At 66.7% G+C, this 23,023-nt stretch carries 24 protein-coding genes and 1 tRNA gene; 22 read left to right on the top strand and 3 right to left on the bottom strand.

The window, feature by feature from the left end:
• The first annotated feature begins 14 nt into the window (after positions 1-14).
• The 9 genes from ACAH41_RS03865 to tatC all read left to right on the top strand — a co-directional run bounded on the left by ACAH41_RS03865 (position 15) and on the right by tatC (position 4,673).
• Positions 15-908 carry an ATP-binding protein gene (locus tag ACAH41_RS03865; RefSeq protein WP_370538178.1) on the top strand — a complete coding sequence of 298 codons (894 nt, stop codon included), beginning with the start codon at positions 15-17 and terminating at the stop codon, positions 906-908.
• Positions 905-1,357, top strand: coding sequence for an NUDIX domain-containing protein (locus ACAH41_RS03860; RefSeq protein WP_325655850.1), 453 nt, complete (start codon positions 905-907; stop codon positions 1,355-1,357). Before ACAH41_RS03865 ends, ACAH41_RS03860 begins: the two co-directional genes overlap by 4 nt.
• Before the next feature lie 38 nt (positions 1,358-1,395).
• The gene (gene hisI, locus ACAH41_RS03855) at positions 1,396-1,785 is read left to right on the top strand and encodes a phosphoribosyl-AMP cyclohydrolase (protein ID WP_325655849.1); all 390 of its coding nucleotides are present in this window, start codon (positions 1,396-1,398) and stop codon (positions 1,783-1,785) included.
• A gap of 46 nt (positions 1,786-1,831) precedes the next feature.
• Complete coding sequence (locus tag ACAH41_RS03850) at positions 1,832-2,182, top strand: phosphoribosyl-ATP diphosphatase (protein WP_325655848.1); 351 nt, start codon at positions 1,832-1,834, stop codon at positions 2,180-2,182.
• Complete coding sequence (locus ACAH41_RS03845; RefSeq protein WP_325655847.1) at positions 2,179-2,541, top strand: hypothetical protein; 363 nt, start codon at positions 2,179-2,181, stop codon at positions 2,539-2,541. The genes ACAH41_RS03850 and ACAH41_RS03845 overlap by 4 nt, the downstream gene beginning before the upstream one ends.
• 1 nt (position 2,542) lies before the next feature.
• Entirely contained in the window at positions 2,543-2,890 is a 348-nt protein-coding gene (locus tag ACAH41_RS03840) for a histidine triad nucleotide-binding protein (protein WP_325655846.1), read from the top strand.
• Between the two features lie 167 nt (positions 2,891-3,057).
• Positions 3,058-3,294 carry a Sec-independent protein translocase subunit TatA gene (tatA, locus tag ACAH41_RS03835; RefSeq protein ID WP_325655845.1) on the top strand — a complete coding sequence of 79 codons (237 nt, stop codon included), beginning with the start codon at positions 3,058-3,060 and terminating at the stop codon, positions 3,292-3,294.
• Between the two features lie 81 nt (positions 3,295-3,375).
• Positions 3,376-3,882: a Sec-independent protein translocase protein TatB gene (tatB, locus tag ACAH41_RS03830; RefSeq protein WP_325655844.1), complete on the top strand. Its 507-nt coding sequence runs from the start codon at positions 3,376-3,378 to the stop codon at positions 3,880-3,882.
• The gene (gene tatC, locus ACAH41_RS03825; protein ID WP_325655843.1) at positions 3,879-4,673 is read left to right on the top strand and encodes a twin-arginine translocase subunit TatC; all 795 of its coding nucleotides are present in this window, start codon (positions 3,879-3,881) and stop codon (positions 4,671-4,673) included. The genes tatB and tatC overlap by 4 nt, the downstream gene beginning before the upstream one ends.
• 49 nt (positions 4,674-4,722) lie before the next feature.
• On the opposite strand, the gene ACAH41_RS03820 is transcribed toward tatC, so the two are convergent.
• Complete coding sequence (locus ACAH41_RS03820; protein ID WP_325655842.1) at positions 4,723-5,949, bottom strand: Do family serine endopeptidase; 1,227 nt, start codon at positions 5,947-5,949, stop codon at positions 4,723-4,725.
• Between the two features lie 20 nt (positions 5,950-5,969).
• On the opposite strand from ACAH41_RS03820, the gene ACAH41_RS03815 reads away from it, so the two are divergent.
• Positions 5,970-6,725, top strand: a complete 756-nt coding sequence (locus tag ACAH41_RS03815; RefSeq protein WP_325655841.1) for a Nif3-like dinuclear metal center hexameric protein — start codon at positions 5,970-5,972, stop codon at positions 6,723-6,725.
• Positions 6,722-7,750: a 4-hydroxythreonine-4-phosphate dehydrogenase PdxA gene (gene pdxA / locus ACAH41_RS03810; RefSeq protein WP_325655840.1), complete on the top strand. Its 1,029-nt coding sequence runs from the start codon at positions 6,722-6,724 to the stop codon at positions 7,748-7,750. The genes ACAH41_RS03815 and pdxA overlap by 4 nt, the downstream gene beginning before the upstream one ends.
• Positions 7,751-7,777: 27 nt before the next feature.
• Here pdxA and mscL read toward each other — a convergent pair whose 3' ends face one another.
• Positions 7,778-8,200: a large conductance mechanosensitive channel protein MscL gene (gene mscL / locus ACAH41_RS03805; RefSeq protein WP_325655839.1), complete on the bottom strand. Its 423-nt coding sequence runs from the start codon at positions 8,198-8,200 to the stop codon at positions 7,778-7,780.
• A 269-nt stretch (positions 8,201-8,469) separates the two neighbouring features.
• Here mscL and petA point away from each other — a divergent pair, with 269 nt between their 5' ends.
• The 6 genes from petA to ACAH41_RS03775 all read left to right on the top strand — a co-directional run bounded on the left by petA (position 8,470) and on the right by ACAH41_RS03775 (position 12,921).
• On the top strand, positions 8,470-9,066 hold the full coding sequence (gene petA / locus ACAH41_RS03800) for a ubiquinol-cytochrome c reductase iron-sulfur subunit (RefSeq protein ID WP_325655838.1): 597 nt from the start codon (positions 8,470-8,472) through the stop codon (positions 9,064-9,066).
• Between the two features lie 34 nt (positions 9,067-9,100).
• Positions 9,101-10,534 carry a cytochrome bc complex cytochrome b subunit gene (locus ACAH41_RS03795; RefSeq protein ID WP_325655837.1) on the top strand — a complete coding sequence of 478 codons (1,434 nt, stop codon included), beginning with the start codon at positions 9,101-9,103 and terminating at the stop codon, positions 10,532-10,534.
• Positions 10,535-10,557: 23 nt separating this feature from the next.
• Entirely contained in the window at positions 10,558-11,346 is a 789-nt protein-coding gene (locus tag ACAH41_RS03790; RefSeq protein ID WP_325655836.1) for a cytochrome c1, read from the top strand.
• 129 nt (positions 11,347-11,475) lie between these two features.
• Complete coding sequence (locus ACAH41_RS03785) at positions 11,476-12,087, top strand: glutathione S-transferase N-terminal domain-containing protein (protein ID WP_325655835.1); 612 nt, start codon at positions 11,476-11,478, stop codon at positions 12,085-12,087.
• A gap of 28 nt (positions 12,088-12,115) precedes the next feature.
• Positions 12,116-12,709 carry a ClpXP protease specificity-enhancing factor gene (locus ACAH41_RS03780; protein ID WP_325655834.1) on the top strand — a complete coding sequence of 198 codons (594 nt, stop codon included), beginning with the start codon at positions 12,116-12,118 and terminating at the stop codon, positions 12,707-12,709.
• A 136-nt stretch (positions 12,710-12,845) separates the two neighbouring features.
• A tRNA-Thr gene (locus ACAH41_RS03775) sits at positions 12,846-12,921 on the top strand.
• Between the two features lie 22 nt (positions 12,922-12,943).
• On the opposite strand, the gene ACAH41_RS03770 is transcribed toward ACAH41_RS03775, so the two are convergent.
• The gene (locus tag ACAH41_RS03770) at positions 12,944-13,261 is read right to left on the bottom strand and encodes a hypothetical protein (protein WP_325655833.1); all 318 of its coding nucleotides are present in this window, start codon (positions 13,259-13,261) and stop codon (positions 12,944-12,946) included.
• A gap of 15 nt (positions 13,262-13,276) precedes the next feature.
• Between ACAH41_RS03770 and ACAH41_RS03765 the strand changes: the two genes are divergently transcribed.
• From ACAH41_RS03765 to ACAH41_RS03745, 5 genes are all read left to right on the top strand, one after another.
• A complete protein-coding gene (locus ACAH41_RS03765) occupies positions 13,277-14,299 on the top strand; it encodes a M23 family metallopeptidase (RefSeq protein ID WP_325655832.1) in 1,023 nt (340 codons plus the stop codon).
• A 246-nt stretch (positions 14,300-14,545) separates the two neighbouring features.
• Positions 14,546-17,290, top strand: a complete 2,745-nt coding sequence (gene secA, locus ACAH41_RS03760) for a preprotein translocase subunit SecA (RefSeq protein ID WP_325655831.1) — start codon at positions 14,546-14,548, stop codon at positions 17,288-17,290.
• Positions 17,291-17,362: 72 nt separating this feature from the next.
• On the top strand, positions 17,363-18,382 hold the full coding sequence (locus tag ACAH41_RS03755; protein WP_325655830.1) for a recombination-associated protein RdgC: 1,020 nt from the start codon (positions 17,363-17,365) through the stop codon (positions 18,380-18,382).
• A 162-nt stretch (positions 18,383-18,544) separates the two neighbouring features.
• Positions 18,545-22,063: an ATP-binding protein gene (locus ACAH41_RS03750; RefSeq protein ID WP_325655829.1), complete on the top strand. Its 3,519-nt coding sequence runs from the start codon at positions 18,545-18,547 to the stop codon at positions 22,061-22,063.
• Positions 22,041-23,021, top strand: a complete 981-nt coding sequence (locus ACAH41_RS03745; protein ID WP_325655828.1) for a response regulator — start codon at positions 22,041-22,043, stop codon at positions 23,019-23,021. The genes ACAH41_RS03750 and ACAH41_RS03745 overlap by 23 nt, the downstream gene beginning before the upstream one ends.
• The last annotated feature ends 2 nt before the right edge of the window (positions 23,022-23,023 follow it).

Raw genomic sequence — 23,023 nt, 5'->3', positions numbered from 1 at the left:
TACACTTGCCGCCCATGACCCTGGACGATCTCGAACCGCTGCTGGCGCGCGCCGAGCGGGTGTTGGCCCGCCTCGAGGCCAACCTGCCGCAGCCGCTGCCGGCGCCTGACTGGGCCGCCTCGGCCGCCTTCCGTTACCGCAAGCGCCAGGGCCAGGCGCGGCTGGAGCCGGTGCGGCTGGTGGCCGGCATCCGGCTGGCGGACCTGCAGGAGATCGACGGCCAGAAGGTGCGGCTGCAGCGCAACACCGCGCAGTTCGTCGCCGGCGCCACCGCCAACAACGTGCTGCTGACCGGCGCGCGCGGCACCGGCAAGAGCTCGCTGATCAAGGCCTGCCTGAACGAATACGCGGCGCAAGGGCTGCGCCTGATCGAGGTCGACAAGGCCGACCTGGTGGATCTGCCGGACCTGGTGGAGCTGGTGTCCGGCCGGCCCGAGCGTTTCATTGTCTTCTGCGACGACCTGAGCTTCGAGGAAGGCGAGCCCGGCTACAAGGCGCTGAAGTCCATCCTCGACGGTTCGGTTTCCGCAGCCAGCGACAACCTGCTGATCTACGCGACCAGCAACCGCCGCCACCTGCTGCCCGAGACGATGAAGGACAACCTCAGCTACCGCCACACCGAGGACGGCGAGTTGCACCCGGGCGAAGTGGTCGAGGAGAAGATCTCGCTGTCCGAGCGCTTCGGGCTGTGGATCAGCTTCTACCCGTTCAGCCAGGACGAGTACCTGGCCATCGTGCACCAGTGGCTGTCGCACCTGGGGCTGGACGAAGCCGCGATTGCCGCGGCCCGGCCGCAGGCGCTGCTGTTTGCGCTGGAGCGTGGTTCGCGTTCGGGCCGCGTGGCCTACCAGTTCGCCCGCGACCTGGCCGGCCGGCGTGCGATCGGCGCCGTCGAGGAGGCATCGTGAGCGACGCTGCAACGGAGCGCACGCCGGTCGACGTGGCGGTGGGCGTGCTGATCGAGCGCGACGCTGCTGGCAACGAAGGGCGCTTCTTGCTCACTTCGCGGCCCGAGGGCAAGGTCTACGCCGGCTACTGGGAATTCCCGGGTGGCAAGCTTGAAGCCGGCGAAAGCGTGCACCAGGCACTGGCGCGTGAGCTGCACGAGGAGCTGGGCATCATGATTGGCGAGAGCCATGCCTGGCGCGAGCTGGTGATGGACTATCCGCATGCCCGCGTGCGGCTGCATTTCTGCAAGGTCTTCGACTGGCAGGGCGAGTTCCAGATGCGCGAGCAACAGGCCATGGCCTGGGAGCAACTGCCGGTGACCAGCCAGCCTGTGCTGCCGGGCACCATTCCCGTCCTGCAGTGGTTCGCCGAAGAGCGGGGCCACCCTGGCGCCACCCATCGCGGATGAGCAGTGTCGCCCCTGGCCAGCTGGCTACACTTGGCCCCATGGATTGGCTGGATCACATTCGCTGGGACCGTGACGGGCTGGTGCCTGTCATCGCCCAGGAGCAGGGCAGCGGCGACGTGCTGATGTTCGCCTGGATGAACCGCGAGGCGCTGGCGCGCACGGCGGCGCTGGGCCAGGCGGTGTATTTCAGCCGCTCGCGGCAGAAGCTGTGGCACAAGGGTGAAGAATCCGGTCACTTCCAGACGGTGCATGAGATCCGCCTCGATTGCGACCAGGACGTCGTGCTGCTGAAGATCACGCAGCACGGACACGAACCCGGCATTGCCTGCCACACCGGTCGCCACAGCTGTTTCTACGAGCGGCTGGAAGGGGGGCAGTGGCAGGCGGTCGACCCGGTGTTGAAAGACCCCGGCAGCATCTATCGCTGAGTTGCCTTTTTCCAAGAATTCCCAAGACTTTCACCGAGATTCGACGATGACTTCCCAGGACACCTTGATGCGGCTGCATGCCGTGATCGAGACCCGCCGCCAGGGCGATCCGGACAAGAGCTACGTGGCGCGCCTGTTCCACAAGGGCACGGACGCGATCCTGAAGAAGATCGGCGAAGAGGCCACCGAAACCGTGATGGCGGCCAAGGATGGCGACAAGCAGAAGATCGTCTACGAGGTGGCCGATCTCTGGTTTCATTCGATGATTGCGCTGGCACAGTTCGGTCTGTCGCCGGCCGAGGTGCTGGCCGAGCTGGAACGCCGCGAAGGCCTGTCCGGCCTGGAAGAGTTTGCCGCGCGCAAGGCGCAAGTCAGGGAACAACAGGAGGGTTCATGAACCAGGTTTACGACACCACGCCATCGGCCGAGCGCCTGGCCAGCTTGAAGCAGATCACGCTGGTCACCTACGTGCTGTACGCGGTCTCGGCGTTTGTGGGGCTGACGGCCATCATTGCGATCATCATCAACTACATCAAGCGCGAAGAGACGCACGGCACGATCTACCAAAGCCATTTCACCTGGCAGATTCGCACCTTCTGGTGGAGCCTGCTGTGGGCTTTCCTGGGCTTTGGCACGATCTGGATGCTGGGCCTGGGTTTCATCGTGTTGCTCGCCGACTCGATCTGGGTCATCTACCGCATCGTCAAGGGCTTCCTGAACTGGAGCGACGGCAAGCCGATGCCGGTGCCGGTCTGACATGAGTGCCGATCCGAACTGCATCTTCTGCAAGATCGTCGCCGGCCAGATCCCGGCGCAGAAGGTCTTTGAAGACGACGAGGTCCTGGTTTTCAAGGACATCCAGCCCTGGGCGCCGGTGCATCTGCTGCTGATCCCGAAACGCCACATCGTCTCGATGGTCGACGTGACGCCGGCCGAGCAGGCCTTGATGGGCAAGCTGATGGTGCTGGTGCCCAAGCTGATGGCCGAGGCGGGTGTCACCAACGGCTTCCGGCAGGTCATCAACACCGGGGTGGACGGCGGGCAGGAGGTGCTTCACCTGCACATGCATGCCGTGGGCGGGCCTCGCCCATGGGCCAAAGGGTGAGCTGACAGGACGCTTCCTCTCAGCCAAGACCCTCCGGGCGTGGCGGACACGGCTTGCACCGTGCTGCCGCGACCCCATCTTCCCGCAGGGGCGTTTTGCGCCTCCTGCCCGAGGGCCGTCACGGACGGCCCCGTAGAATCAACGCATTCGCTTTCTGGAGAATCGTCATGGGATCGTTCAGCATCTGGCATTGGCTGATCGTGTTGGTTGTTGTGGTGCTCATTTTTGGCACCAAGAAGCTGAAGAACGTCGGCTCCGATCTGGGTGGCGCCGTCAAGGGCTTCAAGGACGGCATGCGCGACGGTGGCAGCGATGCTGCGGTGCCGCCGAACCAGCAAGTCACTGGCAGCCCGAAGCCCGCGGACGCCGACACGGTGGACGTCGAAGCCCGTCGCAAGTCCTGAGCGGCCGACTTGGCTGCAACGTCGCTGCAGGCGCCTTCAGGGCGCAGCCGCGTCGCCTCGTGATGTCCGCCCGGGTCTCGCATGATTGATTTTGGTTTCGACAAGATCGCGCTGATCGGGGCCGTCGCCCTGATCGTGATCGGCCCTGAAAAGCTGCCGCGCGTGGCCCGCACCGTGGGCCACCTGGTGGGCAAGGCGCAGCGTTACGTGGCCGACGTGAAGGCCGAGGTCAACCGCTCGATCGAACTGGAGGAGCTTCAGAAGATGAAGAGTCAGTTCGAGACCGCGGCGAACGACGTCAGCAACAGCGTGCGCCAGGAAATCCATTCGGCTTCCACCGAACTGGAAAAGACCTGGTCCGAGGCTGCGGATGGCCTGAACGGCAGCGCCGGCGCCTCCTCCTCCTCGGCGGAATGGAGCCCGCCGCCGCCCGTCTACCAGCCGCCGCGCAAGCACTGGCGCGTCAAGCGCGGTGCGGTGCCGCGCTGGTACAAGCAACGCAATGGCGTGCGCCAGCATGCCCAGTCCGGTGCGGCCCGTGTGGCGCGTTTCCGCCCACCCCACAGCGGATCTTCGTCTTCCACATGAGCAGTCCTGAACCCCAAGACGAACTGGCGGGCACCGAAGCACCGTTTGTCTCGCACCTGATCGAGCTGCGCGACCGCCTGGTCAAGTCGGTGATTGCCATCGGCATCGCCTTTGGCGTGTTGGCGCTCTGGCCAGGCCCTGGTGGCCTGTACGACCTGCTGGCCGCGCCGCTGGTGCACTCGCTGCCAGCCGGCGCCACGATGATCGCGACCAACGTGATCTCGCCTTTCCTGGTGCCGCTGAAGATCACCTTGATGGCCGGCTTCCTGCTGGCGTTGCCCGTGGTGCTTTATCAGGTCTGGGCCTTCGTGGCGCCTGGCCTGTACAACCATGAGAAGCGGCTGGTGCTGCCCTTGGTCGTGTCCAGCACCTTGCTGTTCCTGCTGGGCGTTTGCTTTTGCTACTTCTTTGTCTTCGGCCAGGTCTTCAAGTTCATCCAGGGCTTTGCGCCAAAGAGCATCACGGCCGCGCCTGACATCGAGGCCTACCTGGGCTTCGTGATGACGATGTTCATCGCCTTTGGCGCTGCTTTCGAAGTGCCGGTGGTGGTGGTGGTGCTGACGCGCATGGGCGTGGTCAGCGTCGAGAAGCTGCGCGAGTTCCGCGGCTATTTCATCGTGCTGGCCTTCATCATCGCAGCCATCTTGACGCCGCCGGACGTCGTCTCGCAGCTCTCGCTGGCGATCCCGATGTGCCTGCTGTTCGAGGTGGGCCTGATCGCCGCCAAGGTGTTCATCAAGCACACCCAGGCGCCGGACGCCGACGCTTCGTCGTCCTCGTCGTCGACCTGACGCGCCGATGGGTCGGACGCGGCGCCTTGCCGCCGCGTGACGCAGGCGCTCACTGCGTGTCGTCTTCCTCGTCCATCGGCCCGGGTGCCTGAGGCGCCTGGGCCTGTGCCTTCGGGCGCTGCGCGACGTGCACCGTCAGGTCCAGGGCCTGGGTGCCGCGCTGCACGCCGATCACCGTGTCGCTCAGCGGCTTCAGTGCCGCGACCACGTTCAGCAACTGCGAGGTGTTGCGGACCGGTTGGCCGGCAATGCGCACCACCACGTCACCGGGCTTCATGCCGGCCTTGCTGGCTGGGCCGTCCTGCAGCACGCCGGTGATCAGCACGCCTTCGTCGACCGGGATCTTGAAGCTCTGCGCGAATTCAGGGTCCAGGTCGCGCGGCTGAACGCCAATCCAGCCTCGCGTGACCTGGCCATCCCGCACCAGGCCTTCCATCACCTGGCGCGCCAGGTCGATGGGGATGGCAAAGCCGATGCCCAGGCTGCCGCCGCTGCGTGAGTAGATGGCGGTGTTGATGCCGATCAGGTTGCCGTTGACGTCGATCAGCGCGCCGCCGGAGTTGCCGGGATTGATCGCGGCATCGGTCTGGATGAAGTTCTCGAAGGTCGACAGGCCCAGCCCGCTGCGGCCCAGCGCGCTGATGATGCCGCCGGTCACCGTCTGGCCGACGTTGAACGGGTTGCCAATGGCCAGCACCGAGTCGCCGACCTGCAACTGGTCCATCTGGCCCAGGCTCACGACCGGCAGCCGGTCCAGGTCGATCTTCAGCACCGCGACGTCGGTTTCGGGGTCGGTGCCGACCAGCCTGGCCTTGGCCTCGCGGCCGTCCGACAGCCGCACGCGGATTTGGTCCGCACCTTCGACCACGTGGTTGTTGGTCAGCAGGTAGCCTTCGGGTGAGACGATCACGCCCGAGCCCAGGCCGACTTGCGGCTCGGCTTCTTCCTGCGGCATCAACTGCGGCTTGCCGCGCTGGCCAAAGAAGCGGAACCACGGGTCTTGCGGGTTCGCCGAAGCGCCAGGCTTGGCGCTGCGGCTGGCCGTCACGCTGACGATGGCGGGCGAGGCCTTGCGCGCGGCCGCGCTGAGCGGCTGGACCGGCACGTTGACGTCTGCAATCTGCACCGGCACGGTGCCGCCTTCGGCGCGGGTGTTGCTGGGCCACCAGGCCTGCGGGCGCTGCTGCAGCCAGCCCGGCTTGAGGGTGCTCACCACAAACACCATGGCCACCGCGACGGTGACGGCCTGGGAGAAAATGAGCCAGATTCTGCGCATGACTTGGAAGGATGGAGCCCATGGCCGCAAGAGCCGAGATCGAGAGCCTTCTCAACCAGTGGCTTCAGCCTGAGCGTTTCAAGGATTATGGGCCGAACGGTCTGCAGGTGGAGGGCAAGCCGGAGGTGCGCAAGATCGTCTCCGGCGTCACCGCCAGCCTGGCCTTGATCGAGGCAGCCATCGAGGCAGGTGCCGACGCGCTGATCGTGCACCACGGCCTGTTCTGGCGTGGCCAGGACGGGCGGCTGACCGGCTGGCTGAAGGCCAGGGTCGAGCGGTTGATGGCCAGCGGCCTGAACCTGTTTGCCTACCACCTGCCGCTGGACGCGCATGCCGAGCTGGGCAACAACGCGCAGTTGGCGCTGCAGCTTGGCTGGACGGCGGACGGCCGCTTTGCCGAGCAGTCGCTGGGCTTCCTGGGCACACGCGCTGCCGGCGTGCCCGGCAGCGCACAGGCGCTGGCCGACGAGGTGGGCGCTGTGCTGCGCCGCCCGCCGCTGCTGCTGCCCGGCGATGGCCGGCCGCTCCGCCGGCTGGCCTGGTGCACCGGCGGCGCGCAGGGCTATTTCGAGGCGGCCATTGCCGCCGGCGCGGACCTGTTCCTGACCGGCGAGATTTCCGAGCCGCAGGCGCACCTTTCGCGCGAGACCGGTGTGGCCTTCCTGGCCTGCGGCCATCACGCGACCGAGCGCTACGGCGCGCCCGCGCTGGCCGGTGCGGTGGCGCGGCAGCTCGGCCTGGCGCACGTGTTCATCGAGATCGAGAACCCGGCATGAAGACCGACACGCCGCTGCTGCTGACGATGGGCGACGCCTGTGGCATCGGGCCGGAGATCATTGCCAGGGCTTTTGTGCGCCGCACGCTGGGCCGGGCCGTGGTGATCGGCGATGTCGCCGTGATGCGGCGGGCGCTGCAAGCCGTCGGTCATGCCTGCCCCGTGGCGAAGCTGGACACGCCTGGGGACCTGGCTGCGGTGCCGGCAGGCGTACTGGCCGTCATCGTGCCTGCAGGCATGCCCGCCGGCTTGGCTGAGCTGCCCTGGGGCCAGGTGAATGCCAAGGCGGGCGCGGCTGCAGCGCGCTGCATCGAGGCCGCGGTGGCGTTGGTCAGGGCAGGGCAGGGCGCAGCCGTCGTCACGGCACCTGTCCACAAGGAAGCGCTGAGCGCGGCCGGCGTGGCCTACCCGGGTCATACCGAGATGCTGCAGGCCTTGTGCGGTCAGCCGGACGAACCGTTGCCGCCGGTGCGCATGATGCTGGCCAACGAGCAGTTGAGGGTGGTGCTGGTGACGATTCACGTCGCGCTGCGGCGGGCCATCGAACTGCTGGAAACGCCTGGCCTGATCCTGGAGACGCTGCGCATCACGCACGCCGCCGGTCAGCGTTTCGGCATGGCGTCGCCGCGCATTGCGGTGGCCGGGCTGAACCCGCATGCGGGCGAGGGCGGGCTGTTTGGCGACGAAGAGATCCGCCTGATCCGCCCCGCGATTGAAGCGGCGCGCGCCCAGGGGCTGAACGTCAGCGGGCCGCATGCGCCGGACACGGTGTTCATGCGGGCGCGGGATGCCGCCGGCCACCCCGGCGAATTCGACTTCGTGGTGGCGATGACGCACGACCATGGCTTGATCCCGGTCAAGTACCTGGGCGTGGAAGAAGGCGTCAACGTCACGTTGGGGCTGCCGCTGGTGCGCACCAGCCCCGATCACGGCACCGCGTTTGACCTGGCCGGCACCGGCTCGGCAGACCCGGCGAGCTTCGAGGCTGCGGTGCGCATGGCCCGCCGGCTTGCCGGCCCGAACTGAAGCCGGGGCCGGCAAGCCAAGGCGACTTCAGCGCTTCAGCGAGTCGCGGATCTCACGCAGCAGCAGCACGTCTTCTGGCGTGGGTGCCGGTGCAGCGGGTGCAGGGGCCGGGGTGTTGGCGGCCTTCAGGCGATTGATCTGCTTGATCATCAGGAAAATGATGAAGGCCAGGATCACGAAGTTCAGCAGCACGGTGAGGAAGTTGCCATAGGCGAACACCGCACCCGCCTTGCGGGCCTCGGCCAGCGTGGCGGCGGGCGCGCCCGAGAACTGGATGTAGTAGTTCGAGAAGTCCAGCCCGCCAATCGCCAGGCCGACCAGCGGCATGATCAGGTCGGTCACCACCGAATCGACGATCTTGCCAAAAGCGCCGCCGATGATCACGCCGACTGCCAGGTCGACGACATTGCCCTTGATGGCAAATTCCTTGAATTCGGTGGCAAATCCCACGGCCTTGCTCCTCGTTGATTGGTCTCAATGACGGGTTCTCCCGCGGCCCACAGTATCGCGCCTTAGGGTACACCCCTTGGTACATGCAACAGCAGTATTGCGCAGGCCGGCCGGCTGTCAACGGTGAGAGCCACGAGTCGCCAACAAGATTGAGAAATCGCAAATTGAACAGCGAATGCGTCCGCTAAACTCACCGGCTAACCAGAGCCGGATTGCGAAGGGCGGCAGTCCTTGCAGCAGTTCCAACAGAGTCCCAGAGAAGGATCCCCATGAGTGACAACGCGGTGGACCAAGGCAAACGCACATGGCTGATCGCCACGAGTTGTGCGGGTGCGGTCGGTGGCGTGGCAACGGCCGTGCCCTTCGTCAGCAGCTTTGCGCCTTCCGAGCGCGCCAAAGCAGCCGGCGCCCCGGTGGAGGTGGACATCAGCGCGCTGAAGCCGGGCGAGAAGATGACGGTCGAGTGGCGCGGCAAGCCGGTCTGGGTGGTGCGCCGCACGCCTGAGCAACTGGCCTCGCTGAAGGGACTCGATGGCCAGCTGGCCGATCCGAAGTCTGAGCGCACGGCCTATCCGATCCCGGATTACGCGAAGAACGAGTACCGCTCGATCAAGCCGGAAGTGCTGGTGGTGGTCGGTGTCTGCACCCACCTGGGCTGCTCGCCGTCCGACAAGTTCGTCGCCGGCCCGCAGCCTTCGCTGCCCGACGACTGGAAGGGCGGTTTTCTCTGCCCCTGCCATGGCTCCACCTTCGACATGTCGGCCCGTGTCTTCAAGAACAAGCCTGCGCCCGACAACCTGGAAGTGCCGCCGCACATGTACCTCTCCGACGCGAAGCTGCTGATCGGCGAAGACAAGAAGGCCTGAACGGGCACCCGAGACAAGAGGACGAAAGGCAATCATGGCTGAATTCAAAGTCGCGCCGGCAGACGCGTCGACCGGTGAGAAGCTGCTGACCTGGGTGGACAACCGCTTCCCTGCGTCCAAGCTCTACAAGGAGCACCTGTCGGAGTACTACGCGCCGAAGAACTTCAACTTCTGGTATTTCTTCGGCTCGCTGGCCATGCTGGTGCTGGTGATCCAGATCGTCACCGGCATCTTCCTGGTGATGCACTACAAGCCCGATTCGGCCCAGGCCTTCGCCTCGGTCGAATACATCATGCGGGACGTGCCATGGGGCTGGCTGATCCGCTACATGCACTCGACCGGCGCGTCGTCGTTTTTCGTCGTCGTCTACCTGCACATGTTCCGCGGCCTGCTGTACGGCTCATACCGCAAGCCGCGCGAGTTGGTCTGGATCTTCGGCTGCGCGATCTTCCTGTGCCTGATGGCCGAGGCCTTCATGGGCTACCTGCTGCCCTGGGGCCAGATGTCGTTCTGGGGGGCGCAGGTCATCGTCAACCTGTTTGCCGCCGTGCCCTTTGTCGGCAACGACCTGGCGCTGCTGATCCGCGGCGACTATGTGGTGGGCGACGCGACGCTGAACCGCTTCTTCAGCTTCCACGTGATCGCCGTGCCACTGGTGCTGCTGGGCCTGGTGGTGGCGCACATCATCGCGCTGCATGAGGTGGGCTCGAACAACCCCGACGGTGTCGAGATCAAGGCCAAGAAGGACGCGCTGGGCCGGCCGCTGGACGGCATTCCGTTCCACCCGTACTACACGGTGCACGACATGCTGGGCGTCGGCGTCTTCCTGATGGTCTTCAGCGCCATCATCTTCTTCTCGCCGGAGTTGGGCGGCTACTTCCTCGAGTACAACAACTTCATCCCGGCGGACCCGCTGAAGACGCCGCTGCACATCGCGCCGGTCTGGTACTTCACGCCGTTCTACTCGATGCTGCGTGCGACCACCGACGACATGCTGCTGGCCTTTGACGCCGTGGTCGTGTTGGCTGCCTTGGCGGCCATCGTGCGGGGCCGCTTCTCGTCGGGTGTGAAGCTGGGCATCGCGGCGGCGGCGTTCGCTGCGCTGGCCTGTTTTGGCGCCTTCAAGTTCACAGGCCTCGCCGTCTTCGCCGGCTTCGATGCCAAGTTCTGGGGCGTGGTCGTGATGGGCGGTGCGGTCATCATGCTGTTCTTCCTGCCCTGGCTGGACCACAGTCCGGTCAAGTCCATCCGCTACCGGCCCGATTGGCACAAGTACCTGTACGCGGTGTTTGTCGTGTTCTTTTTCGTGCTGGGTTACCTGGGCATCCAGCCGCCGTCCGCGATGGGCACCCTGGTCGCCCAGGTCGGCACGCTGTACTACTTCGGCTTCTTCCTGCTGATGCCGTGGTGGAGTCAGCTGGGCACCTTCAAGGCCGTGCCCGACCGCGTGACCTTCCACTCGCACTGAGCCCGAGCAGGAGCCATACAAACATGATCAAGCTCAAGCAACACATTGGCGGCGCCGTCGCGGCGCTGTGCATGGCCGGCGCCCTGGTGGGGGCGGCGCAGGCCAACGAAGGCGGCGTGCCGTGGGACAAGTTCCCGACCGAGCGCGTCACCGATGTCTCGGCGCTGCAGAACGGCGCCAAGCTGTTCGTCAACTACTGCCTGAACTGCCACGGTGCGGCCTACATGCGCTACAACCGCATGCGCGACATCGGCCTCACCGAGGCGCAGATCAAGGCCAACCTGATGTTCGCCACCGAGAAGGTCGGCGACACGATGAAGGTTGCGCTGGATGCAAAGTCGGCCAAGGAATGGTTTGGTGCGGCGCCCCCTGACCTCAGCGTGATCGCCCGCTCGCGAGCGGGCGCCCAGGGCAGTGGTGCCGACTACCTTTACACTTACCTCCGCAGCTACTACCGCGACGAGAGCAAAGCCACCGGCTGGAACAACACCGCGTTCCCCAGTGTGGCCATGCCTCATGTGCTCTGGGAGCTGCAAGGTCCGCAGAAGGCGGTTTACGAGGAAGTGCCTGACCCGCACGAGCACGGCAAGACCGAGCACCATTTCAAGGGTTTCGAACCGCTGGCGCCGGGCAAGCTCAGCACCGCCGAATACAACAGCGCAGTGGCCGATCTGGTCGCTTACCTGCAGTGGATGGGCGAGCCGGCCCAGAACCAGCGGGTGCGTTTGGGGGTGTGGGTGTTGATCTTCCTGGCGGTGCTGACGACCCTGACCTGGCGCCTCAATGCGGCGTACTGGAAAGACGTGAAATAAAATAGCCGAAAATACGCGGCTTGGCCGTTCGCGGCCAGACACCATGCGCAGTGGGTTCAATCCAGGCCCACTGCGTTTTCTTCTTTCGGCGCCTGCCGTCGACACAGCTATTTGAAGGAGCCCACCTCCATGATGGTGCTTTATTCCGGAACCACTTGCCCCTACTCGCACCGCTGCCGCTTTGTGCTGTTCGAGAAAGGCATGGACTTCGAGATCCGTGACGTCGACCTGTTCGCGAAGCCGGAAGACATTGCGTTGATGAACCCCTACAACGAGGTGCCCATCCTCGTCGAGCGCGACCTGATCCTGTATGAGTCGCACATCATCAACGAGTACATCGACGAGCGTTTCCCGCATCCGCAGCTGATGCCCGGCGACCCGGTGGCCCGTGCCCGCGTGCGCCTGTTCCTGTTCAATTTCGAGAAAGAGCTGTTCTCCAATGTGAACATCCTCGAAAGCCGCGGGATCAAGGGCACCGACAAGCAGCTGGAAAAGGCCCGCTCGCAGATCCGCGACCGCCTGACCCAGCTCGCGCCGATCTTCCTGAAGAACAAGTACATGCTGGGCGACGACTTCTCGATGCTCGACGTGGCCATCGCACCGCTGCTGTGGCGCCTGGACTACTACGGCATCGACCTGTCGAAGAATGCTGCGCCGCTGCTGAAGTACGCCGAACGCATCTTCTCGCGCCCGGCCTACATCGAGGCGCTGACGCCTTCCGAAAAGGTCATGCGCAAGTGAGCGTGCGCCGGTAAGCAGAGAAGGTTTCATGAGTCCTGTCACCCCTTCGGACGCCCAGGGCAGTTCGACCCGACCCTACCTGATCCGCGCCCTGCATGACTGGTGCACCGACAACGGCTTCACGCCGTACCTGGCGGTGTATGTCGACCGTGGCGTGCAGGTGCCGATGGAGTACGTCAAGAACAACGAGATCGTGCTCAATGTCGGCTTCGAGGCCACCAGTGGCCTGAAGCTGGGCAACGACTACATCGAGTTCAAGGCGCGCTTTGGCGGCGTGGCGCGCGAGATCGTCGTGCCGGTGGACCACGTGGTGGCCATCTACGCCCGTGAAAACGGGCAGGGCATGGCCTTCCCGATGCCGGTCAGCGCACCGGCTGCAGACGAAGGCGGCGACGCACAGGCGGGTGACGACCCGGCTGAGCGCGCGCCGCGCGGCCTGCGCCTGGCCGGCACCGAGGCGAACGGCAGCACACCGGCCCGGCCGGCGCCGCTGGCGTCCGTTCCGGCGCCGGAGCCCGAACCCGCCGCGCCAACTGCTGCCACGGCACCCGACGCAAGCGACGACACGCCGCCACCCGCCACACCCGGCGGTGGCCGGCCGGCGCTCAAGCGCATCAAGTAGGCGGCAGCGGCGGCGCAACCGCCGCTCACCCAGCCTCTACACCCTGTTGCACAGGGGCCATTCAAATCGGCTTTGGGGCTGGCTCGCCAGCGCCAAAAGCACGCCTAGAATCGCGGCTCCCGAAGAGTTTCAAAGTGCCGGCTTAGCTCAGTTGGTAGAGCAACCGCCTTGTAAGCGGTAGGTCATCCGTTCGATTCGGATAGCCGGCACCACGCCACGCGGCGCGCCCGTCGTTCAGGCTCGTTCGGATTGAACCTTGACCCGGATCTCGCGGCGGGGCCAGCCTTGATCGGCCAGCACCTGCGCCAGCAGCGGCAGGCATTGCCGCAGCTTGGCGGCCACCGCGCTGTTGGGCACCAGCAGGTTCCATCCCTCGTCGTCCAGCACGCCGGGCCGCACATGGGCCGCCAGCGCGGCCGGCAGCACCAGGCGCACGGTCGCCATGCGGGCTTCCGATTCGCGCAGGCGCTCCAGCAGCCGGCCCAGCGTGGCATTGGCGCCCAGTGCTTCGGCAATGGGGCGAGTGAAGGGCTGGTGCATGGGCAGCGGCATGGCAGGAGTGTAGCGATGCAGATCATGATCACCCACGGCGGACTGGCGCGCACCCGCGTGGTCAGCTTCAGCCGCATGCAGCTGGGCCTGGCCATTGCGGCGCTGGTGCTGGTGCTGCTGCTGGCCTCCGGCGCGGTCTACCACTTCATCTTCCTGAAAGCGGCGCGCGAGGGCTGGCCCATCGTCAGCCAGCTGGTCAAGCTGGTGGTGCATGACGAAATTGCCCAGCGCGACCGCTTCATGCGCGAGAACCTGGACGCGATGGCCGTCAAGGTCGGCGAGATGCAGGCCCGCATGGTCAAGCTGGAAGCCATGGGCGACCGCGTCACCGGGCTGGCCGGTGTGAAGCCCGATGACCTGAAGGTGATGACGGCGCCAGCGCCCGGACCGGCTGCGAGTGGCGCTTTCCGCGCTGCGCCCGGTGTTGGCGGCCCCTATGTGCCGCTGGACCACCCGACGCTGGACCAGCTGAACCTGGCGCTGCAGGGCCTGGAAAGCCAGGCCGAGCAGCGCACCGACCTGCTGACCTTCGCCGAGTCGCGGCTGTTCGAGACCCGGCTGCGCGCGCTGATGGTGCCCAACAGCCGGCCGATTGCCAGCGACGTGATCGGCTCCGGCTTCGGTTTCCGCACCGACCCCTTTACCAACCGTCCGGCGTTGCACACCGGGCTGGACTTCGCGGCCGATGTCGGCACCACCATCGTTGCCGCCGCTGGCGGTGTCGTGTTGTCGACCGATTGGCACCCGCAATACGGCCACCTGCTGGAGATCGACCACGGCAACGGCCTGGTGACGCGCTACGCGCACACCTCGGCCATCCTGGTCAAGGCCGGTGACCTGGTCAAGCGTGGCCAGCCGGTGGCGCGTGTCGGCACCACCGGCCGCTCGACCGGGCCGCATTTGCACTTCGAGGTCGTGGTCGACGGCGTGCCGCAGGACCCGGCCAAGTTCCTCGCCGCCGGGCCGGCGCCTGCACTGCCGGCACTGGCGCAGCGGACCTTGGTGCCGACGCCGTCAGGCCCGCTCGGCACCCACTGATTGCCCCTTTCCGGGCCTTGCGAGGTGCTGCCGGCACCCCTTGGCCGGGGCTCAGGCCTGCCACACCCCGGTGCTAAACTCGCACGCTTTTGCGAAGCGCATCGCGCTTGCAAGATTGCGCGCCGCCCCCATCTGCATCCGCTGGAACATGGCCTGCGCGCATCTGTGCAGGCCGTGGCTCGCGTGGCCGGCATCTCGGCCACCGCGGGCGCTGTCGCCACCCGAATCACCAGGCCCTGACGCTGCATGTTGCCCAAGCTTCTTACCCAGATTTTCGGCAGTCGCAATGACCGCCTGCTCAAGCAATATCGCCGCGTCGTCGAGCAGATCAACGCGCTGGAGCCGCAGTTCCAGGCCCTGGACGACGCGGCGCTGCAAGGCAAGACGGCCGAATTCCGCGCCCGCCTCGAAAAAGGCGAAACGCTGGACGACCTGATGCCCGAGGCCTTCGCCACCGTGCGCGAGGCCGGCAAGCGGGTGCTGAAGATGCGCCACTTCGATGTGCAGATGCTGGGTGGCATGACGCTGCACAACGGCAAGATCGCCGAAATGCGCACCGGCGAAGGCAAGACGCTGATGGGCACGCTGCCGGTCTACCTGAATGCGCTGCCTGCCAAGGGCGTGCACGTGGTGACGGTCAACGACTACCTGGCCCGCCGCGACGCCGAATGGATGGGCCGGTTGTACACCTGGCTGGGCCTGAGCGTGGGCGTGAACGTGCCGGGCATGGACAAGCCCGAGAAGCAGGCCGCCTACGCTGCCGACATCACCTACGGCACCAACAACGAATACGGCTTCGACTACCTGCGCGACAACATGGTCTACGAGCCCAGCGAGCGCGTGCAGCGCGGCCTGGCCTACGCCATCGTCGACGAGGTCGACTCGATCCTGATCGACGAAGCCCGCACGCCGCTGATCATCTCCGGCCAGGCCGAGGACCACACCGAGCTCTACGTGCGCATCAATGCCGTGGCGCCCAAGCTGAAGAAGCAGATCGGTGAAGCCGACCCGCGCACCGGCGAAGGCGTGATCGAACCTGGCGACTTCACGGTCGACGAGAAGAGCCACCAGGTCTTCCTGACCGAGGACGGCCACGAAAACGCCGAGCGCATCCTGGCCGAAGCCGGCCTGCTGGTCGAAGGCGCGAGCCTGTACGACCCGGCCAACATCACGCTGATGCACCATGTGTACGCAGCGCTGCGGGCCACCCACCTCTACCACCGCGACCAGCACTACGTGGTGCAGAACGGCGAAGTGGTCATCGTCGACGAATTCACCGGCCGCCTGATGACAGGCCGCCGCTGGTCCGACGGCCTGCACCAGGCCGTCGAGGCCAAGGAAGGCGTGCAGATCCAGAGCGAGAACCAGACCCTCGCTTCGATCACCTTCCAGAACTACTTCCGCATGTACGGCAAGCTGGGCGGCATGACCGGCACGGCCGACACCGAAGCCTACGAATTCCAGGAGATCTACGGCCTGGAAACCGTGGTCATCCCGCCGAACCGGCCGACCATCCGCAAGGATGAGCTGGACCTGGTCTACAAGACCGCGCGCGAGAAGTACAACGCCGTCACCGAAGACATCCGCGACTGCCACACGCGTGGCCAGCCGGTGCTGGTCGGCACGACCTCGATCGAGAACTCCGAGCTGGTCTCGGAGCTGCTGACCAAGGCGAAGCTGCCGCACCAGGTGCTGAACGCCAAGCAGCATGCCCGCGAAGCGGAGATCGTGGCCCAGGCCGGCCGGCCTGGCGTGATCACCATTGCCACCAACATGGCAGGCCGTGGCACCGACATCGTGCTGGGTGGCAATGTCGAGAAGCAGATCCAGTTCATCGAGGCCGACGACGCGATTGCCGAGGCCGACAAGGCCACGCGCATCCAGCTGCTGAAGGACGAGTGGGCGGGGCTGAATGCCGCGGTCAAGGAAGCCGGCGGCCTGCGCATCATCGCCACCGAGCGCCACGAATCGCGCCGCATCGACAACCAGTTGCGCGGCCGCTCCGGCCGCCAGGGCGACCCGGGTGCCTCGCGCTTTTACCTGTCGCTGGAAGACCCGCTGATGCGCATCTTCGCCGGTGACCGCGTGCGCGCGATCATGGACCGGCTGAAGATGCCCGAAGGCGAGGCCATCGAGGCCGGCATCGTCTCGCGCTCCATCGAGTCCGCGCAGCGCAAGGTCGAGGCGCGCAACTTCGACGTGCGCAAGCAACTGCTGGAATACGACGACGTCTCGAACGACCAGCGCAAGGTCATCTACCAGCAGCGCAATGAGATCCTGGAAGCGAGCGAGCTGACCGAACAGATCACCAACCTGCGCGCCGCGACGATGGAGGACGTGACACGCGACTTCGTGCCGGCCGACAGCGTCGAAGAGCAGTGGAACCTGCCAGGCCTGGAGAAGATCCTGAAGGAAGAGTGGCAGCTGGACGTGCCGCTGCAGGCCCTGGTCGCCGGTGCCAGCAGCATCACCGACGAGGAAGTGCTGGAGAAGGTCCAGGCCGTTGCGAACGCCGCGTTCCAGGCCAAGCTGGACCTGGTCGGCGAGGGGCAGTTCACGCCCTTCATGCGCATGGTGCTGCTGCAGGCCATTGACTCGCACTGGCGCGAGCACCTGGCTGCACTCGACTACCTGCGCCAGGGCATCCACCTGCGCGGCTATGCCCAGAAGAACCCGAAGCAGGAATACAAGCGCGAGGCTTTCGAGTTGTTCGCCCAGCTGCTGAACGTCGTGAAGATGGAAGTCACCCGCGTGCTGATGACCGTGCGCGTGCAGACGCAGGAGCAGGTCAGCCAGGCGGCCGAGGCCATCGAGGAACAGGCCGAGCAGCTGCGCAACATCACCTACACCCATCCGAACGAAGACGGCAGCATCAGCGCCGAGACCGATCCGGCCACGGTGGCTGGCGAGATGCCGCGCGTCGGCCGCAACGACCCTTGCCCTTGCGGCAGTGGCCTGAAGTTCAAGGCTTGCCACGGCAAGCTGGCCTGAACCTTCTTTCACTGACAACCCCGCGAGGCGCACCGCCTGCGCGGGGTTTTCTTTTTCCTGGATTGCTTTGCCTTGTTCAAGAACCTGATCGTCTACCGCATCGGCCCGGACTGGGTGCCGGACCTCGGCGCCGCGCTGGAAGCCTTCGAGCACGAACCCTTTGTGCCCTGCGGCGCCACGCAGCCCACGTCCTCGGGCTGGACGCCGCCGCGTGGCGTGGTGCACGCACCGCTGGTCGAGAGCATTGGCGGCCAATGGCTGACGAAGCTGATGGTCGAGCAGAAGGTGTTGCCGTCGTCGGTCGTCAAGCGCCGCACCGACGAGATTGCCCACCACATCGAACTGCAGACCGGCCGCAAGCCCGGCAAGAAGCAGCAGAAGGAGCTCAAGGAGCAGGCCACGCTGGAGCTGCTGCCGATGGCCTTCACCAAGCAGTCCGCCGCGCAGGCCTGGATCGACCCCGAGCACCGCCTGCTGATCCTCGACGCCGGCAGCGCCAGCCGCGCCGACACGGTGGTCACGCACCTGGTCAAGGCCTTGCCCGGCTTTGCGGTGCAGCTGTTGCAGACCCGCTGCTCGCCCGCCGTGGCCATGGCCAACTGGCTGGCCAGCGGCGAGCCCCCGGCCGGCTTCAGCGTGGACCGCGAGTGCGAGCTGAAGTCCACCGACGAGATGAAGTCCGTCGTGCGCTATGCCCGCCATCCGCTGGACACGGACGAGGTGCGCCAGCACATCGAGCTGGGCAAGCAGCCCACGCGCCTGGCCATGACCTGGGCCGAGCGCATCTCGTTTGTGCTGACCGATCAGCTGCAGGTCAAGAAGCTGAAGTTCGAGGATGTCGTCTTCGAAGGCAAGCAAGGCTCGGCCGACCGGCCCGAGGACGCCTTCGACACCGATGTGGCCATCACCACCGGCGAGCTGGTGCAGTTGATCCCGGACCTGATCGAGGCGCTGGACGGCGAGCTGCAGCCCGGTGAGCTGCCTTCCGAGCTGACTGGTGCGGCACCCGCGGCCAAGCCCGCTGCGGTCGCATCGCCGGCCGCGACAGACGCTTCGTCCGCCTTGGCGACCGATACCGCGCCCTGGGACTGAAACCCGGCCCTGGTGCATGGCGCCCCGCGGCGGTGCGGGGGTTGCCAGGGTCGCGATGCCAGCCGTGACATCCGACCGTCGGCCTGACCCATCGCTGGGCGACAGGCCGCGACGCGGCATGGTGCGGATCTTGATCGACAGTTGCATTCCGATCACTGCCCCATGAACGCCTCCTTGCCCACCGCCGCCCTGGATCCGCCGCCACCTGATGCCCAGCCCGCTGTGCACCAGCAGGTCGTGAAGATCCGGCGCGACTACAACCTGTGGGTCGCCAGCGAGACGATGGAGGACTACGCGCTGCGCTTCACGCCGCGCGCCTTCCGCAAGTGGTCCGAATGGCGGGTGGCGAACACTGCCTTTGGCGCCGCGTCCTTCCTGGTGCTGGAAGCGGTGGGCGCCACGCTGCTGGTGCGCTACGGTTTTGCCAACGCCTTCTGGGCCATCCTGGCCACGGGGCTGGTGATCTTCCTGGCGGGGCTGCCGATCAGTGTCTATGCCGCCCGGCACGGCGTGGACATGGACCTGCTCACGCGCGGCGCCGGTTTTGGCTACCTCGGCTCCACGCTGACCTCGCTGATCTACGCCAGCTTCACCTTCATCTTCTTTGCGCTCGAAGCCGCGGTGATGGCCTACGCGCTGGAACTGGCCTTCGACATCCCGCCGGTCTGGGGCTACCTGCTCTGTGCGCTGGCGGTCATTCCGCTGGTCACCTATGGCGTGACCGTCATCAGCCGGCTGCAGGTCTGGACCCAGCCGCTGTGGCTGCTGATGCTGGTCGCGCCGTATTTCTACGTCTTCCGCGAGAACCCGGGCCTGCTGAAAGGGCTGGTCGCCTACGCCGGCGAGAGCGGCCGCTTCCCTGGCTTTTCGCTGCAGGCCTTTGGCGCGGCGATGACGGTGGGCGTGGCGCTGATCACCCAGATGGGCGAGCAGGTCGACTATCTGCGCTTCATGCCCGAGCTCACGCCGGCCAACCGCAAGCGCTGGTGGTTCGGCGTGATGGTGGGCGGGCCCGGCTGGGTGCTGCCGGGCGTGCTGAAGATGCTGGGCGGCGCGCTGCTGGCCTGGCTGGCGATCGAACATTCGGTGCCGGTGGACCGCGCGGTGGACCCGAACCAGATGTACCTGGCGGCCTACGAATACGTGTTCCCGCACTACGGCCTGGCGGTCGCCGCCACGGCCTGTTTTGTCATCGTCTCGCAGCTGAAGATCAACGTCACCAACGCCTACGCCGGCTCGCTGGCCTGGTCCAACTTCTTTTCGCGGCTGACCCACAGCCACCCCGGCCGCGTGGTGTGGATGGTGTTCAACATCGGCATTGCGTTGATGCTGATGGAGCTGGATGTGTTCCAGGCGCTGGGCGGCGTGCTGGGCCTGTTCTCCAACATCGCCATCGCCTGGATCATGGCGGTCGTCGCCGACTTGGTCATCAACAAGCCGCTGGGCCTGAGCCCGCCCGGCATCGAGTTCCGCCGCGCTTATTTGCATGACGTGAACCTGGTCGGCGTCGGCGCGATGGGGCTGGCCTCTCTGCTGTCGGTCGCCGCGCACCTGGGTGCGTTTGGCGCCATGGCCCAGGCCTTCTCGGCACTGATCGCGCTGGTCACGGCGCTGGTCGCGTCGCCGCTGATCGCCTGGTACACCGGCGGGCGTTACTACCTGGCGCGCGAGCCGGAAGCGCCCGAGAGCCACACCAACCGCGGCGACGGCCGCGGCGGCTACGCCCGGCTGCGCGCCCACACCTGCGTGGTCTGCGCCCGCAGCTACGAGGGCGAGGACATGGCGCGCTGCCCCGCCTATGGCGGCTTCATCTGCTCGCTGTGCTGCACGCTGGACGCTCGCTGTGGCGACCAGTGCAAGCCGCAACAACGCGCGGTGGACCGCTTCTGGCAAGGCTGGCGCCAGTTGCTGTTGCGCGTGCTGCCGCAGCGCCTGGCGCCACAGGTGGACACCGGGCTGGGTCAGTACCTGCTGCTGATGGGCCTGATCGTGCCGGCGCTGGGCGCGCTGTTCGGCCTGCTGTACCACCAGGAGCTGAAGGTGCTGGTCGAGCGCGGCGGCGAAGTCGCGGCGCGGCTGGCGCCTTCACTGCAGGGCAGCTTCGTGAAGGCCTATGCGGCGCTGCTGCTGGTCTCGGCCGTGGTCGCCTGGTGGCTGGTGCTGGCGCACAAGAGCCGGCAAGTGGCGCAGGAAGAAACATTGCGCCAGACCGAGGCGCTGATGCGTGAAATTGCCTCGCACCGGCAGACCGACCTGGCGCTGCAGCAGGCCAAGCGCGTGGCCGACGCAGCGAACCAGGCCAAGACCCGCTACATCACTGCCATCAGCCACGAGCTGCGCACACCGCTCAACAGCATCCTCGGCTATGCCCAGCTGCTGGAAGACGACGACAGCATGCCGGCGCACCGGCGCCAGGCCGTCAGCGTGATCCGCCGCGGCGGCGACCATTTGCTGAGCCTGATCGAAGGCACGCTGGACGTGGCCCGCATCGAAGGCGGCAAGCTGACGCTGGACTTGAAGCCCATGCGCTTTGCCGACCGCCTGCACGAGCTGGCCCGCATGTTCGAGCTGCAGGCCCAAGGCAAGGGCATCCGCTTTATCTTCGAGGGCGGCGACACGCTGCCCGAATGGGTGCGGGCCGACGAACGCCGGCTGCGCCAGATCCTGATCAACCTGCTGGGCAACGCCGTGAAGTTCACGACCGTTGGCCATGTCACGCTGCGCGTTTCATACGCACGTGAAATGGCCCGCGTCGAGATCATCGACTCCGGCCCCGGCATGGGCGAGGCCGAGCTGGCACGGGTCTTCGAGCCCTTTGTGCGCGGCTCTGCTGCCGGCAGCGCCAGCGTTGGCGGCACCGGCCTGGGCCTGACCATCAGCAAGATGCTCACCGACCTGATGGGCGGCGAGATGACGGTGCACAGCATGCCTGGCCACGGCAGCACCTTCCGGCTGCGCCTGTTCCTGCCCGAGGTGCAGGGCGGGCAAAGAGGGCAGGGCGGCCAGGCCAACGCACCGCGCGCCGCGCACATCGGCTACGAGGGCCCGCGCCGCTGCATCCTGGTGGTCGACAACGAGGAGGCCGACCGGCAGTTGCTGGCCGACCTGCTGCAGCCGCTGGGCTTTGTGATCGAGCAGGCAGCCTCCGGCGAAGAAGGCCTGGCGCGGCTGGCCACGCTGCAGCCGGACGCGATTTTCATGGACCTGGCGATGCCCGGCATCGACGGCTGGGAGACCATCCGGCGGCTGCGCGCACAGGCGCTGTCCAGCGCGCCGGTGGCGGTCATCTCGGCGAATGCCTTCGACCAGGGACTGGACAACATCGTCGGCCTGCCGGCGTCGGACTTTCTGGTCAAGCCGGTGCGCCTGGCCGACCTGCTGGACTGGCTGGGCAGCCGGCTGCAGCTGCGCTGGATCGACGCCGCGCCGCGTCGCGCGGAACCTGTGGTCGAGCCCGTTGCCGAGGTGCTGCCGCCAGCCGAGGCGCTGGAAGCGCTGCAGGAACTGGTTGGCCTGGGCTATGTGCGCGGCGTAACCCGCAAGCTCGACCAGATCGAGGCCGAACACCCCGCAGCCGCCGCCTTTGTCGCCCGGCTGCGCGCACTGGCGCGCGGCTTCCAGCTCGATGCGATCAACCACACCTTGACGAAAGCGCTCGATGACCTCCGCCGTGCTGGATGAAGGCCCCGGCACCGGGCTGGACGCCGGCACCGCCGAGCGGGTGCTGATCGTCGACGACGTGCCGGACAACCTCGCGGTGCTGCACGACGCGCTGGACGAGTCCGGCTACACCGTGCTGGTCGCCACCCATGGCGAGGCCGCGCTGCAAAGCGCCCGCCAGGCCCGGCCGGACATCGTGCTGCTGGACGCGGTGATGCCCGGCATGGATGGCTTCGAGGTGGCCCGCCGCCTCAAGGCCGACCCGGTCACCGCCGCCGTTCCCATCATCTTCATGACCGGCCTGACCGACACCGAACACGTGGTCGCGGCCTTTGCCGCCGGCGGCGTGGACTACGTGACCAAGCCCATCCGCACCCGCGAAGTGCTGGCGCGGCTGGCCACGCACCTGCAAAGCGCGCGCAGCCAGCGCCAGGCCCGCAATGCGCTGGATGCCTTCGGCCACGCCACGCTGGTGGCCCGCGAGCGCGACGGCAAGCGCGTCTGGCAGACGGGCCTGGCGCGCGAGCTGATGGCGCGTTATTTCCCTGAGGTGCCTGAATTGGCCATGCCGGCCGAGGTGCAGGCCTGGCTGGCCCGCGAGGCGCCGCGCCGCCGGGCTGGCGCTGAAGGCCAGGCGCTGACGGTGGCCCGCGCCGCCCAGCGCATCAGCTTTGCGCTGCACCCGATGAACGGCGAGCAGTTCAGCGAAGGCGAGTGGCTGCTGGTGCTGCGCGAAGAGTCCGAGACGGCGCTGCTGCAGGCGCTGTCGCAGGCGCTGCCGCTCACCGCCCGCGAGGCCGAGGTGCTGTACTGGGTGATCCAGGGCAAGACCAACCGCGACATTGGCGACATCCTCGGCACCAGCCCGCGCACCGTGCACAAGCACCTGGAGCACGTGTTCGAGAAGCTGGGTGTGGAGACCCGCACCGCCGCCGCGGCGCTGGCGCTGGGCAAGGTGCGGCGGCCGGGCGGGGAGTGAGC

Source organism: Ideonella sp., assembly GCF_041287625.1.
In the GTDB taxonomy this organism is placed as follows: Bacteria; Pseudomonadota; Gammaproteobacteria; order Burkholderiales; family Burkholderiaceae_C; genus Ideonella.
The sequence above is the reverse complement of the archived record's forward strand: the minus strand, read 5'-3'. Positions and strand labels throughout refer to the sequence as shown.

What these genes read in the sequence shown, in the direction of transcription:
- ACAH41_RS03865 (WP_370538178.1), top strand. Translation starts at nt 15, where the DNA reads ATGACCCTGGACGATCTCGAACCGCTGCTGGCGCGCGCCGAGCGGGTG.
- hisI (WP_325655849.1), top strand. Translation starts at nt 1,396, where the DNA reads ATGGATTGGCTGGATCACATTCGCTGGGACCGTGACGGGCTGGTGCCT.
- ACAH41_RS03850 (WP_325655848.1), top strand. Translation starts at nt 1,832, where the DNA reads ATGACTTCCCAGGACACCTTGATGCGGCTGCATGCCGTGATCGAGACC.
- ACAH41_RS03845 (WP_325655847.1), top strand. Translation starts at nt 2,179, where the DNA reads ATGAACCAGGTTTACGACACCACGCCATCGGCCGAGCGCCTGGCCAGC.
- ACAH41_RS03840 (WP_325655846.1), top strand. Translation starts at nt 2,543, where the DNA reads ATGAGTGCCGATCCGAACTGCATCTTCTGCAAGATCGTCGCCGGCCAG.
- tatA (WP_325655845.1), top strand. Translation starts at nt 3,058, where the DNA reads ATGGGATCGTTCAGCATCTGGCATTGGCTGATCGTGTTGGTTGTTGTG.
- tatB (WP_325655844.1), top strand. Translation starts at nt 3,376, where the DNA reads ATGATTGATTTTGGTTTCGACAAGATCGCGCTGATCGGGGCCGTCGCC.
- tatC (WP_325655843.1), top strand. Translation starts at nt 3,879, where the DNA reads ATGAGCAGTCCTGAACCCCAAGACGAACTGGCGGGCACCGAAGCACCG.
- ACAH41_RS03820 (WP_325655842.1), bottom strand. Translation starts at nt 5,949, where the DNA reads ATGCGCAGAATCTGGCTCATTTTCTCCCAGGCCGTCACCGTCGCGGTG.
- ACAH41_RS03815 (WP_325655841.1), top strand. Translation starts at nt 5,970, where the DNA reads ATGGCCGCAAGAGCCGAGATCGAGAGCCTTCTCAACCAGTGGCTTCAG.
- pdxA (WP_325655840.1), top strand. Translation starts at nt 6,722, where the DNA reads ATGAAGACCGACACGCCGCTGCTGCTGACGATGGGCGACGCCTGTGGC.
- petA (WP_325655838.1), top strand. Translation starts at nt 8,470, where the DNA reads ATGAGTGACAACGCGGTGGACCAAGGCAAACGCACATGGCTGATCGCC.
- ACAH41_RS03795 (WP_325655837.1), top strand. Translation starts at nt 9,101, where the DNA reads ATGGCTGAATTCAAAGTCGCGCCGGCAGACGCGTCGACCGGTGAGAAG.
- ACAH41_RS03790 (WP_325655836.1), top strand. Translation starts at nt 10,558, where the DNA reads ATGATCAAGCTCAAGCAACACATTGGCGGCGCCGTCGCGGCGCTGTGC.
- ACAH41_RS03785 (WP_325655835.1), top strand. Translation starts at nt 11,476, where the DNA reads ATGATGGTGCTTTATTCCGGAACCACTTGCCCCTACTCGCACCGCTGC.
- ACAH41_RS03780 (WP_325655834.1), top strand. Translation starts at nt 12,116, where the DNA reads ATGAGTCCTGTCACCCCTTCGGACGCCCAGGGCAGTTCGACCCGACCC.
- ACAH41_RS03770 (WP_325655833.1), bottom strand. Translation starts at nt 13,261, where the DNA reads ATGCCGCTGCCCATGCACCAGCCCTTCACTCGCCCCATTGCCGAAGCA.
- ACAH41_RS03765 (WP_325655832.1), top strand. Translation starts at nt 13,277, where the DNA reads ATGCAGATCATGATCACCCACGGCGGACTGGCGCGCACCCGCGTGGTC.
- secA (WP_325655831.1), top strand. Translation starts at nt 14,546, where the DNA reads ATGTTGCCCAAGCTTCTTACCCAGATTTTCGGCAGTCGCAATGACCGC.
- ACAH41_RS03750 (WP_325655829.1), top strand. Translation starts at nt 18,545, where the DNA reads ATGAACGCCTCCTTGCCCACCGCCGCCCTGGATCCGCCGCCACCTGAT.
- ACAH41_RS03745 (WP_325655828.1), top strand. Translation starts at nt 22,041, where the DNA reads ATGACCTCCGCCGTGCTGGATGAAGGCCCCGGCACCGGGCTGGACGCC.